The sequence below is a fragment of the Thermococcus sp. genome, from assembly GCF_015521605.1.
Taxonomy (GTDB): Archaea; Methanobacteriota_B; Thermococci; order Thermococcales; family Thermococcaceae; genus Thermococcus.
The window spans coordinates 20,496-31,810 of sequence record NZ_WANV01000034.1 but is presented as its reverse complement, the minus strand read 5'-3'; the positions used below and the strand labels follow the sequence as shown (position 1 = coordinate 31,810).

Here is an 11,315-nt window from a genome sequence, read left to right as displayed (position 1 = left end):
TAGTCATTGTATGCACGACGACTATGGCCACCGTGACTTTCAATTCTCCTAGAGTCTTATTGCAACGCTGGCCTTACAGCCACCGCCGTGCAGGACAAAGAGACCTTTCAATTCTCCTAGAGTCTTATTGCAACTACGCGGCGGCCCAGCCAATCCTACGCCTTGCGAAGCTTTCAATTCTCCTAGAGTCTTATTGCAACTTAACCTCAGGCATAGGCAGCCCCCAGCTTATTGTCTTTCAATTCTCCTAGAGTCTTATTGCAACAAAAAGGCTCCAGGAACCTCCACCTGGGGTGGGTCGGCTTTCAATTCTCCTAGAGTCTTATTGCAACGAAAAACCACCCGGGAGGGGAGGGGTGTTGAAGAGGCCTTTCAATTCTCCTAGAGTCTTATTGCAACCTCCCGCAACCCCGGGCGACTATGCCCGCGCTCCCTCCCTTTCAATTCTCCTAGAGTCTTATTGCAACCTCCTCCCTGGGCTCGGCATAAACCCCGGCGTATTCCTTTCAATTCTCCTAGAGTCTTATTGCAACGCTCATAGGAAAGCACGATGTATCCATAGTGCTCCCCCTTTCAATTCTCCTAGAGTCTTATTGCAACAGGGGCGATTTCTCCCCCTTTTGCCCTATAAAGAGATAAGGTGCTCCAGATTTTATAAGGATTTCTCAGGAGCTCCCTTAAAAAAGCCCGTAGGGGGCTCCAATAGAACTCCTCCCGGCACCGCCTTAGCCTGTGGTCCGGTTCTCCAGGGTTCTTTTTACCATGCCCATAAAAGGACGTGAGGGTTCCAGAGAGATTACGATGCCCCAAATCACGAACCGGCCCCCTGGAAGGCTTCAAAATCAGAAAACTTCAGTTTAAAGGAGGAACGGTCATCAAAAATCTGTCCAAAACCTCCCCGGCGTTTTTCGAAAAAATTTCGTTACAATACTCCAAAGATTCAGAACACAGTGTCAGGTGATAACTGAAGGTTACTAAAGACTTGTAAAAGCTCTAGCGAGGTTATTTTGCAGGGAAAAGGCACCAGAAGCCCAAGACCCAAGCGGGAAGCTAGAATAACCTGCTACATAACCCTGAACCCGAGCTCCCTCAGCTTCCACACTATCTCCAGGGGAAAACCGACCACGTTGTAGTAGTCGCCCTTTATCCACTCCACGAAGAGTCCGGCCTTCCCCTGTATGCCGTAGGCGCCGGCCTTGTCCATGGGCTCGCCGGTTCTGATGTAGGCCCTTATCAGCTCCTCGTCCAGCTCGCGGAACTTCACCTCCGTCACGACGGCCCCCGAATGCTCCTCACCCTCGTGGACGATGCAGTAGCCAGTGGTCACCCTGTGAACCCTCCCGCTGAGGAGCTTCAGCATCCTGAATGCGTCTTTCTCGTCTCTGGGCTTGCCGAGGATATGGCCGTCGATACTCACCACGGTATCGGCGCCGATGACCGTGCCTCCCACGCGGTTGTAGACTTCCCACGCCTTGGCCCGGGCCAGCTCGACGGCGCACTCCACCGGGTCTTTGGTGGTGCACTCCTCCTCGACGTTGCTGGGGACTACCCTGAACTCCCCGATGAATCTGGCGAGCAGTTCTCTCCTTCTGGGACTCGCCGATGCCAGAACCAGCATGGTAGTCCCTCCCGAAAAGGGTTAAAAAACCTTGCGAGAACAAACTCCGGCGATGAAGACAATTTCGCTAGCTGATGGGTGATGAGTACCCTCGCAGCTGAGCCGTTATCCTGCACCCTGAGGATTTTCTGAACCCTTCTCTTGGGGCTTCCCCGGAGGAGGTGTCCCACGAATACGCCGTAGGCATAGAGGGCCAAAACGATTCCAGTGGTGGCCCAGAAGCCCCTACCCATCCATATCTTCTGCATCGTCCCCATTCTCCTCGGACTCGCCGAGGACGAATTCCAGTTCGAGGATTCTGTCCTCCAGGCGCTCCAGCTCCCGCCAGATGGCGAGGAGCAGAAAGGCCAGAACAAAAAAAGCAATGCTAAGGTAGAAATCCGCCGAACCTCTGCTCTCGGGCTGAGCCCTCAGGAGGACTGAGATGGATACGAGCAGTGCAAAGAGAGCTGAGAGGTCCCTCACGAGCTTCATCTCACTCCACCGTCCCGAGTTCTTTCCTGAGCGTCCTTATCTCATGGTGAAGCTTCCATATCTCCGACCGCAGCGCATCGATTTCATTCGCTATTACAATAACCGTCCAGCCAACCCCGGCGAACAGGATGGCAGTCACGAGGGCAGAGAACCACCCCGGCGGGTGCACTATAATGAGTATCGAGAGGACGATTATCGCGAATCCCCTGACGGAGACGTCAGCCATCGGCGGTGCCTCCGTAGGCTTTGAGGCGCTCTATTTCCCGCCTCAGGGATTCGAGCTCTTCGCTGAACTCCCTCCCCATCTCGCCCATCTTCCAGATGATGAGTCCCAGCACAAGGAGCAGCGGGCCAAAGACCAGCCCGGCTTCCCCGGCTATAAACAGCACCACCAACCCAGCTCCAGTCACGACAGCTCCAACAGCCTCAAAGATGTCATGCTCACTCCCCATCTTTCGTGCCCTCCCTTTCGTCCCGGAGCGCCTTTAGCTCCTCCTTAATGCTTCTGACTTCACTGCTGAGCTCCCATATCTTGACGATAAGAACGACGAGCAGGGCTAGGGGCAGGAGTCCAAGGAACAGCAGCATCAGGCTAGGGCCGCCGGGGATGAAAGGCATGAATATCAGCAGTATGAAAAAGATCGCCCCGAGGATGGCCACCACGTCAGCGAGTCCCACTCCTTACCACCATAAAAAAGAAGAAAGCAAACTATAAAAGGTTTTCTCAAGCGGTCGCCCAGATTGGAATGCCCGCCTCGATAAGCCTCTTGAGCTCCTTGCCTATCGGCGTGCTCTTGCTGACCTTGACGAGGCCCTTCTTGCTTGGAGTGGCCGTGAAGACGTACTGCTCTCCGCCGTAGAACTTCAGCGGCCTCTTCGCGTAGTCTGGTGAAACCCTGAGCACTATCGTTTTCTTCTTCTCCTCGATTTCGACGGGTATCCTCTCCTTCGGCCGCTCGGCCTCCCTCTCCGTGAAGCTCTTGACATCGATGCTTATGCCTATCCTCTTCTCCAGCTCTGTGATGCGCTTGCCCTTTTTGCCGATTATCGCCGGGATGTCGAACTCGTCGGCGTAGATTATCGCCTTGTGCGGGCTGACTATCTCGACCTCGGTGTAAACATCAGGCAGGAACTTCTTTATCTCCTGCTTGAGCCTCTTCTCGGCGAGCTTCAAAGCGGGAGCCTTTTCCTCCCTCTTGACCGGGACGACGCTTATCTCCTCGCCGTAGGTGTATATCTCGTACTCCAGCTCGCCGGTCTCAAAGTCGCGAACCTCTATCACCGGCCTGGCCAGATCCTCCTCCCTCATGCCGCTCGGCACCTTGACGAGGTACTCCAGCGTCAGAACCTTGGCAACGCGGCCGGCCTTGATGAAGATGACGGTATCTACTATCTGGGGTATCATTCCGAGCTCGACCCTGCCGATGAAGCGCTGGACGGCGTCTATCGGTTTCGTTGCGTGCACAACCCCGACCATGCCCACCCCCGCGAGCCTCAGGTCGGCGTATATCTTGAAGTCGCTCGTCTTCCTCATCTCGTCGAATATCGTGTAGTCCGGCCTCACGAGGAGGAGTATGTCACCGGTCTTCTCCATCCTGCCGCTCAAGGCGGTGTACTGGGTTATCTCCTCCCCAACCTGGAGGTCGCGTGGCTTCTCCATGGTCTTGACTATCCTGCCCATCCCAGCGTACCACTCGGCCAGAGCCTGGGCGAAGGTCGTCTTTCCTTCACCGGGCGCTCCGGCTATGAGTATTCCCTCGGCCTTTTCCCGGAGGCGCTCCATGAGCTTCTCGCTCAGCCCGTAGTCCTCAATGCTAAGCTTCTTGACCGGCCTGACGGCGGTTATCTCTATCCTGTCCGCAAAGGGAGGTTTGGCTATGACTATGCGGTAGTTCCTGAGCTGAACGACGGTCGCTCCGGGCTCGTCGAGCTCTATGAAGCTCTCGGGGTCGCGCTTCGCCCTCTCGACTATGTCGTCCGCTATCTCCTCCAGCTCCTCGTCAGTGAGGATCTCGTCCCTAACCGGAACGAGCCTCCACTCCCCGGGCCGTCCCTTCTTCGCAAGGGGCCTCAGTCCTGCCTTCAGGTGAACGCTCATCGTAGTTTCGTCGAAGAAGTCCTCCAGGCGGTGCTTGACCTCCTTTCTGGCGGTCAGGTAAATAACGTCTATGCCCTTGGCTATCGCGATGTCCCTCTGCACTCCGTCGCCGGTTATCAGGGTGGCGCCCAGCTCCCTGGCTATCTCTCTGACCATATTGTCTATCTCCCCAGACTTGGCCCTCCTTATCTGCCAGAGCTCGGGCCTTTCTCCGTGGAACTCCAGGATGATCCTGCCCTCGTTGGCCATCTCCCGAAGTTTTTTGAGCTCCTCAAGCCCCACGTGGCCTATCGCCTTCCCCTCGTTGGCCTGGTGTTCTATCTCCGCAACCACGGCCTCGGGTATGATGACCTTAACTTCCTCATCGATGCCCGCAAGGAACTGGGTAAGCCTGCCATCAACGATCACGCTCGTGTCAGCAACAAACATCCTCATATCTCTCACCCCAGAAGATTCGAACTCTCCGTCGTTTGTATTACTTCCAAGGGGTGCTATAACTAAAGGTTCATAAAGGTTTAGCCGAAAAATAGATGGGTGGGACAATGGGTAGGCTGATATCCATAGCCTCCGGCAAGGGGGGCACGGGAAAGACCACTACGACTGCTAACCTCTCAATCGCCCTTGGGAAAATAGGTTATCACGTTTGTGCCGTTGACGCTGACCTCACCATGGCCAACTTGAGCCTCGTTATGGGGATAGATGACGCATACACGACCCTTCACGATGTCCTTGCCGGGAGGGCTACAATAAGCGATGCCATATACGCAACCGCCTATGAGAACGTTCACCTAGTTCCCGCGTCGATAGACTGGGAGCACGTGATAAGGGCAGACCCCAGAAAGCTCCCTGAGACCATAAAAAAACTGAAGGATAAGTTCGATTTTGTTGTGATAGACTCCCCCGCGGGACTTCAGATGGACGCAATGAACGCAATGCTGAGCGGAGAGGAGGTTCTTCTCGTTACAAACCCCGAGATTTCCTGCGTTACCGACACTATGAAGGTTGGAATGGTTCTAAAAAGGGCGGGTCTTGCGATTCTGGGCTTCGTTCTCAACCGTTCGGGAAGGAGCGAGGCGGAAATCCCGCCGGAGGTGGCCGAAGAGGTCATGGAAATACCACTCCTCGCCGTCATCCCGGAAGACCCGGCCGTCAGGGAGGCGACGCTCGAAGGCGTCCCTGTGGTGGAGTACAAACCTGAATCCGAGGGTGCAAAGGCATTCATGGAGCTGGCAGAGAGAATATCCAGAATATCCGGCCTCAAGGCCAGGGTGATGAGATGATAATAACCTTCGTGGGAACGGCAGGAAGCGGAAAGACCACCCTAACAGCCTCCTTCGGGAGATACCTTGAGAAAAATGGCTATTCAGTTGCCTATGTGAACCTCGATACCGGTGTAAAGAGACTGCCCTACAAGCCCGACGTCGATGTCAGGCAGGATGTAACCGCCTGGGACATAATGGAGGAAGGATATGGTCCCAACGGGGCAATAGTGGAAAGCTACGACAGGCTTCTCCCGAGGGTCTCCAGCTACGTCTCCAGGATATTGGAGCTGGAGAAGAGGAGCGATTACGTTCTCCTCGACACCCCCGGCCAGATGGAGACGTTTCTCTTCCACGAGTTCGGTGTCAGGCTGATGGAGAACCTCCCGGAACCGCTCGCGGTGTATCTCTTCAGCCCGGACATACTGAGGAAACCGGCAGATTTTTGCTTCGTTCGCTTCTTCGGCCTGATGATAGAACTGCGCCTCGGGGCCACCACCGTCCCGGCCATGAGCAAGATCGACACCGTGGAGAGGCTTGAGCACTACCGGCGCTATCTGGACGACATGGAGTACCTTAACGCCAGGCTCAAGCTGGAACCCTCGATGCAGGGACTCCTTGCACACAGGATGTGTTCGGCCCTTCCTGAGCTGGCGCCCCCCACGAGGGTTCTCTACGTCTCAGCCAAGACTGGAGAGGGCTTTGAAGAGCTTGAGACCCTCGCCTACGAGCACTACTGCACCTGCGGTGACCTGACCTAGTTCAATCTCCCCCACAATTTCTGGGCGGACTTTCAGTTTCTGGTAAAGGTTATGAAAACGCTTTCAAGGAATAAGGAAGAAGCCTTTTGGCGTCGTATGTCCAAGTCCCTATGGTGGGAGCATGTGCCTGATATCCGGAGGAATCGGTGAGAGTTTGAAGGACAGGTTCGTGAGGATGATAATGGCGGGAAAGCATAGGGGAGAGGACTCCTTCGGTGTCTGGACCGATGAAGGTGTGTTCAAATCCGATGACTTTTCACGCCTTTCGGAGATCCCCGACGGAAAGATAGGCCTTCTCCAGTGCAGGCTGGCAATGACTGGCTCCCCCGGCTATACCCAGCCCTTCTACAACGATCTGGCCCTCGTCCACAACGGGGAGATATACAACCATGTCCACCTGAGAAACTACCTCGAAGGAAAGGGCGTTCCCTTCGAGACCGACGTCGACAGCGAGGTGATTCTGAGGCTTATCGAGCACCTTCTTGAGAAGGGACTTGACGTGTGGAAGGCCGTAAGAAAAGCAATGACGATGCTTGAAGGAGACTACGCGGTGGCTTTCAGCGATGGGAAGAGGATATACCTCTTTCGAGACCCGGTAGGCGTTAGGCCGCTCTACTATTCACCAAGGGGCTTCTTCGCCTCGGAAAAGAAAGTCCTATGGGCAATAGGGGAGGAAGCCGTACCCGTGGAGCCGGGTGAACTCGTCATAATCTCGCGTGGGGGCGTTGAGAGAAGAAGGCTCTTCACAATCACCGAACTCCGGAGAGACCTAACGCCGGAGAGGGCAAAGCGCGCACTCATGAACGCTTTGGAGCACGCGGTCAGGGTTAGGACAGGAAAAAGAACAGGCGTTCTATTCTCCGGAGGTCTGGACAGCTCGTTAGTAGCCCTGCTGGCGTCTCGCTACTCCGACGTCGTTCTGTATACGGCAGGCGCCGAGGGCAGTCCTGATCTGGAATGGGCGAGAAATGCCAGCGACCTCCTCGGGCTCCCGCTCAAGGAGTACGTCTTCGACATAGATGATGTCCGCGATGCTGTCCCAAGGGTAATCTTCGCCATAGAGGAGCCGAATCCGATGAACCTCGCGATAGGAATCCCTCTCTATTTCTCCACGAGGCTTGCAAGCGAAGACGGGTGCCGGCTTCTCCTGAGCGGGCAGGGGGCGGATGAGCTCTTTGGGGGCTACGCGAAGTACCTCAATAACCCCGCGCTGATGGAGAAGGACCTCCTTGAGATGGGGGAGAAGAACCTGGCAAGGGACGACAAGATAGCCATGCTCAACTCGGTCGAAGGGCGCGTTCCCTTCCTTGACCTGGCCGTCGTGTCAGCTGCGCTGGGAACGCCGATAGGCTCAAAGATCGAGAAGGGCACCAGGAAGGCCATCCTGCGGAAAGTGGCGGTTGAATTCGGCCTTCCAACGGAGATAGCAGGACGTGAAAAGAAAGCTGCCCAGTACGGAAGTCATGCCCAGAAGCTCCTCGAAAAGCTGGCGAGGGGTGAAGGGCTCACCCTGAGCGAGTACGCCCAAAGAGTCTTTAACGAGGCCTTTAAACGTGAGTAAACGATTTTGAACGTCCGTTAATCTTCCCGGCATGAGGGGAACTTTCCTGACCTTTTCTTTCCCCCCAAATCAAACGGGGGCAAACGATTGCGTGAAAAATGCTTAAATAAGGCTTTTCCCAACATAGAAGCAGGTGAAAAGGCGTGATATGGAAAAGGGGGCTTGTGATCCTCATCGGTTTCATGTTCATGCTCGGCGGGGTTCCCCTCGGACACGCAGGTGTGGGGGATATGAGGCTGGTCATCCTCGTGAGCGACAACGAGGCAGACATGGCCATAGCCCAGAACGTGGCCGACCTCCTGGGTGCCCAGCTGATAGTAAGTCCGTGGGGGACGTATGACCCCGCGGCAAGCGCCGAAATCCTCAGCATTGACCCGGACAGGGTCATAATAATCGGCGGCCCTGTCGCCGTCCCCGAGGAGTACACCGGAGACCTGGAGGAATTTGGAATCCCCTACGAGCGCTGGTACGGTGAGACCAGATACGAGACGAACCTAGTGGTTATACAGGCGCTCAAAGACGAGTTCCCGGACGTTTTTGACGGAATAAAAACCGTGGTCATCGCCAACGGTCGCGATGTCCTTGCGATAGAGGGCTACCTTGAGGCCATGAAGCTGAGGCCGTACGAGTTCAAGGGGGAGCCTATACTGATCCTCACTGACGAGGGGAGGGAGAACCTGACGATAGCTGCACTGGGACGGTTCAGCGACATAGCCGAAGTTAAGTACGCGGCGACTTATTCCGGCAGGGAAGAGCCGATGTTTCCCCTGAACAGGAAAGAACTGGAGGGCTGGATGAGGTCCCACTTCCCGGGCTACGAGGAGGGAAGCCTTGCCCAATCCCCCACGAGGGACGATGTCTATTCACTCCTCATTAACGTCCAGAACAAAACCGACCGCGCTGAAGGGCTCCTTGATGGCCTCCAGATACCGGTCGCGAGGAAGAAGCTCGAAGGGGCAAAGAGTGCCCTGAGCGCTGCATGGGACGCTTACAATTCGGGGGAATACTCAAGGGCATACCAGCTCGCCATGGTGGCCAGCTTCAACGCCGACTTCGTAATATCTAGGGCATACAGCGAGATGAGAACCGTGTACCAGGGCTCGGTGAAGATGCAGCTGGAGCTTGAGATACACCAGCTGGAGGTCATGGTCAGGGTCCTCAAAAGGAAGGGCTACGATGTGGGCGAGCTGGAGTCCCTCCTCTCCCAGGCCAGGGAAGCACTCAGCAGAGGCGAGTACTCCATCCTCCTCAACGACCTGATACCCCAGATCAAAAATGAGATGGCGATGCTAACGACCAAAAGAACAGTGCCCGGAACACCAGGGATTCCGGGAGGACGGGACAGGGGAAGACCATAAGCCTTTTTAACGCCTCCTCTCCACTTTCTTTGGTCAAAATGAGGATTCTGATGGTAGGACACTATCCACCACACGGGGGGGGCGTTGCGAACCATCTGGACAGCCTCGTGAGGGAGCTGAGGAAGGGGCACGAGGTACACGTTCTTACATACGGGCCCGTTAAACCGCGGAGCTTTGAGCGGGATCTCGTCCACCAGGTTCGCGTCCCTCCGGTCTATGGGTTCAGGGGTACAAGCTTCGCTTTTCTTGGTTCAAGGAAGATAGTCCAGCTCCATAGAGAGTTCGGGTTTGACCTTGTTCACGCCCACTTTGTTGGAACGACGAGCTTTGCAGGGGTTCTTGCAAAGGAAAAAACCGGGCTTCCCCTCGTCGTAACGGCGCACGGGAGCGACCTGGAGCACACGGCAAAGCTGACCCTCGGGAGGTTCTACGTGAAGAGAACACTGGGCAGCGCTGACGCGGTCATAGCCGTCAGTCACTGGCTCGCCAAGAAGGCAGCGGCCCTCGGGGCGGCGAAGGTGAGGGTCATACCCAACGGAGTCAAACCGCTCATGGAAACCGACGGAAGGAGGGAGTACATCACATACATCGGTGCCCTCAGGGACTACAAGAGTCCGGAGACTTTCATAGAACTGGCACGGGTTCTGCCGGAGGAGAGGTTCCTTGTGGTGGGTGACGGGCCTCTGAGGGGAAAGCTCCAGGCAGTAGCACCCCCGAATGTCGAGTTCACAGGCTACCGGCACGACGTGGACGCCATACTGTCCAGGAGTAAGTTGCTGGTTCTGCCTTCCAGGCGGGAGGGCTTTGGACTCGTCGTACTTGAGGCCAACAGCCTCGGCGTTCCAGCGGTCGGCAGGCGTGTCAGCGCCATCCCCGAGCTTATACGAGAGGCTAAAAACGGTCTAACGTTCGGAAGCTTCGATGAGCTGGTTGATGCCGTGAAACTGCTCCTCGAACCCAAGTTCAACACCAAAGCAGGCCACGTGGGAAGGAGAATCGCGAGTGCATACTCCTGGAGCAGGATGGCCCGCGAGGTTGAGGAACTCTATGCGGAGGTTCTTGGGTAACGTTTTTAACGGCCTTCTCTCGGGGAATCCTTGGTGGGAGAATGACGGTAGTAATCAACATGCGGGACGGAGTGGACAAGGAGAAGATAAGGATAGCCGCGAGGTTCATACTGGATGGAAAGCTCGTCGCGTTTCCGACCGAGACAGTCTACGGTCTCGGTGCCGACGCGCTCAACGAAAAGGCCGTTAAAAGGATATTCGAAGCCAAAGGCAGGCCCCCCGACAACCCGCTCATAGTCCATATCTCCGATTTCGACGACCTCAGGAAGCTTGCGAGTGACGTCCCAAGGGAGGCAAGGCTCCTAGCCGAGAGGTTCTGGCCCGGCCCCCTGACGGTGGTTCTGCCCAAGAGGGAGGAAGTCCCCTACGCCACCACCGGCGGCCTCGACACCGTTGCCGTCAGGATGCCCGCTCACCCGATAGCACTCGCCCTGATAAAGGCCAGCACACCCATAGCCGCACCTTCGGCGAACATAAGCGGAAAGCCCAGTCCAACGCTGGCGGAGCACGTGATAGACGATTTTTATGGGAGGATAGAGTGCATAATCGACGGGGGCGAAACGAAAATCGGTGTCGAGTCCACGGTCATAGACCTGAGCTCAGAGCGACCAACCCTGCTGAGGCCCGGCGGCCTGCCGCTCGAGGAGGTGGAGAAGGTCATCGGCGAGGTCGAGATACATCCCGCAGTCAGGGGCAAGCTGGTTGACGTGGCCCGCTCCCCGGGCATGAAGTACAAGCACTACTCCCCCAACGCCCAGGTCATAGTCGTCGAGGGGAGGAGGGAGAACGTGAGGAAGAAGATAGCCGAGCTGGTCGAGGAGTACCGGGCAAAGGGCTTCCGCGTTGGGGTCATGGCAACCGAGGAGTACGCGGCCGATGAGTTCTTCCATCTAGGGAAGACCGAGGAGGAAGTCGCGAGGAACCTGTTCAGGGCCCTCAGAGAGCTTGACAAGAAGGGTGTCGACGTCATAATCGCCGAGGGAGTTGAAGAGAAGGGTCTCGGCTTTGCAGTCATGAACAGACTGAGAAAGGCAGCAGGGTACAGGATAGTCTGGGCATAGACAACGCTTAAATATCCCGAGTCCTTAACTTTAGCCAACAAGCCCGGACTTGAATCAT

The 11,315-nt window shown here is 56.1% G+C and carries 12 protein-coding genes and 1 CRISPR repeat array; of the genes, 6 read left to right on the top strand and 6 right to left on the bottom strand.

What is annotated here, in order from left to right:
• Window positions 1-36: 36 nt before the first annotated feature.
• Window positions 37-600: a CRISPR direct-repeat array (repeat unit 30 nt; unit sequence CTTTCAATTCTCCTAGAGTCTTATTGCAAC).
• A gap of 463 nt (window positions 601-1,063) precedes the next feature.
• From F7C11_RS08370 to F7C11_RS08345, 6 genes are all read right to left on the bottom strand, one after another.
• Window positions 1,064-1,618: a Maf-like protein gene (locus tag F7C11_RS08370; RefSeq protein ID WP_297092745.1), complete on the bottom strand. Its 555-nt coding sequence runs from the start codon at window positions 1,616-1,618 to the stop codon at window positions 1,064-1,066.
• A gap of 225 nt (window positions 1,619-1,843) precedes the next feature.
• Window positions 1,844-2,092, bottom strand: a complete 249-nt coding sequence (locus F7C11_RS08365; RefSeq protein WP_297092744.1) for a hypothetical protein — start codon at window positions 2,090-2,092, stop codon at window positions 1,844-1,846.
• Between the two features lies 1 nt (window position 2,093).
• A complete protein-coding gene (locus tag F7C11_RS08360) occupies window positions 2,094-2,318 on the bottom strand; it encodes a hypothetical protein (RefSeq protein WP_297092743.1) in 225 nt (74 codons plus the stop codon).
• Complete coding sequence (locus F7C11_RS08355) at window positions 2,311-2,544, bottom strand: hypothetical protein (protein ID WP_297092742.1); 234 nt, start codon at window positions 2,542-2,544, stop codon at window positions 2,311-2,313. The genes F7C11_RS08360 and F7C11_RS08355 overlap by 8 nt, the downstream gene beginning before the upstream one ends.
• Window positions 2,534-2,770: a hypothetical protein gene (locus F7C11_RS08350; RefSeq protein WP_297092741.1), complete on the bottom strand. Its 237-nt coding sequence runs from the start codon at window positions 2,768-2,770 to the stop codon at window positions 2,534-2,536. The genes F7C11_RS08355 and F7C11_RS08350 overlap by 11 nt, the downstream gene beginning before the upstream one ends.
• A gap of 46 nt (window positions 2,771-2,816) precedes the next feature.
• A complete protein-coding gene (locus F7C11_RS08345; RefSeq protein WP_297092740.1) occupies window positions 2,817-4,625 on the bottom strand; it encodes a PINc/VapC family ATPase in 1,809 nt (602 codons plus the stop codon).
• Between the two features lie 107 nt (window positions 4,626-4,732).
• On the opposite strand from F7C11_RS08345, the gene minD reads away from it, so the two are divergent.
• The 6 genes from minD to F7C11_RS08315 all read left to right on the top strand — a co-directional run bounded on the left by minD (window position 4,733) and on the right by F7C11_RS08315 (window position 11,257).
• The gene (minD, locus tag F7C11_RS08340) at window positions 4,733-5,470 is read left to right on the top strand and encodes a cell division ATPase MinD (protein WP_297092739.1); all 738 of its coding nucleotides are present in this window, start codon (window positions 4,733-4,735) and stop codon (window positions 5,468-5,470) included.
• Entirely contained in the window at window positions 5,467-6,210 is a 744-nt protein-coding gene (locus F7C11_RS08335; RefSeq protein ID WP_297092738.1) for an ATP/GTP-binding protein, read from the top strand. The genes minD and F7C11_RS08335 overlap by 4 nt, the downstream gene beginning before the upstream one ends.
• Window positions 6,211-6,331: 121 nt before the next feature.
• The gene (gene asnB, locus F7C11_RS08330; protein ID WP_297092737.1) at window positions 6,332-7,771 is read left to right on the top strand and encodes an asparagine synthase (glutamine-hydrolyzing); all 1,440 of its coding nucleotides are present in this window, start codon (window positions 6,332-6,334) and stop codon (window positions 7,769-7,771) included.
• A gap of 143 nt (window positions 7,772-7,914) precedes the next feature.
• A complete protein-coding gene (locus tag F7C11_RS08325) occupies window positions 7,915-9,129 on the top strand; it encodes a cell wall-binding repeat-containing protein (protein ID WP_297092736.1) in 1,215 nt (404 codons plus the stop codon).
• A 38-nt stretch (window positions 9,130-9,167) separates the two neighbouring features.
• Window positions 9,168-10,196, top strand: a complete 1,029-nt coding sequence (locus tag F7C11_RS08320) for a glycosyltransferase family 4 protein (protein WP_297092735.1) — start codon at window positions 9,168-9,170, stop codon at window positions 10,194-10,196.
• A gap of 41 nt (window positions 10,197-10,237) precedes the next feature.
• The gene (locus F7C11_RS08315) at window positions 10,238-11,257 is read left to right on the top strand and encodes an L-threonylcarbamoyladenylate synthase (protein WP_297092734.1); all 1,020 of its coding nucleotides are present in this window, start codon (window positions 10,238-10,240) and stop codon (window positions 11,255-11,257) included.
• The last annotated feature ends 58 nt before the right edge of the window (window positions 11,258-11,315 follow it).

Bases quoted from the DNA above. Each gene is read 5' to 3' on its own strand.
- F7C11_RS08360 (WP_297092743.1), bottom strand. From the start codon at position 2,318: ATGGCTGACGTCTCCGTCAGGGGATTCGCGATAATCGTCCTCTCGATA.
- F7C11_RS08365 (WP_297092744.1), bottom strand. From the start codon at position 2,092: ATGAAGCTCGTGAGGGACCTCTCAGCTCTCTTTGCACTGCTCGTATCC.
- asnB (WP_297092737.1), top strand. From the start codon at position 6,332: ATGTGCCTGATATCCGGAGGAATCGGTGAGAGTTTGAAGGACAGGTTC.
- F7C11_RS08355 (WP_297092742.1), bottom strand. From the start codon at position 2,544: ATGGGGAGTGAGCATGACATCTTTGAGGCTGTTGGAGCTGTCGTGACT.
- F7C11_RS08345 (WP_297092740.1), bottom strand. From the start codon at position 4,625: ATGAGGATGTTTGTTGCTGACACGAGCGTGATCGTTGATGGCAGGCTT.
- minD (WP_297092739.1), top strand. From the start codon at position 4,733: ATGGGTAGGCTGATATCCATAGCCTCCGGCAAGGGGGGCACGGGAAAG.
- F7C11_RS08370 (WP_297092745.1), bottom strand. From the start codon at position 1,618: ATGCTGGTTCTGGCATCGGCGAGTCCCAGAAGGAGAGAACTGCTCGCC.
- F7C11_RS08315 (WP_297092734.1), top strand. From the start codon at position 10,238: ATGACGGTAGTAATCAACATGCGGGACGGAGTGGACAAGGAGAAGATA.
- F7C11_RS08320 (WP_297092735.1), top strand. From the start codon at position 9,168: ATGAGGATTCTGATGGTAGGACACTATCCACCACACGGGGGGGGCGTT.
- F7C11_RS08335 (WP_297092738.1), top strand. From the start codon at position 5,467: ATGATAATAACCTTCGTGGGAACGGCAGGAAGCGGAAAGACCACCCTA.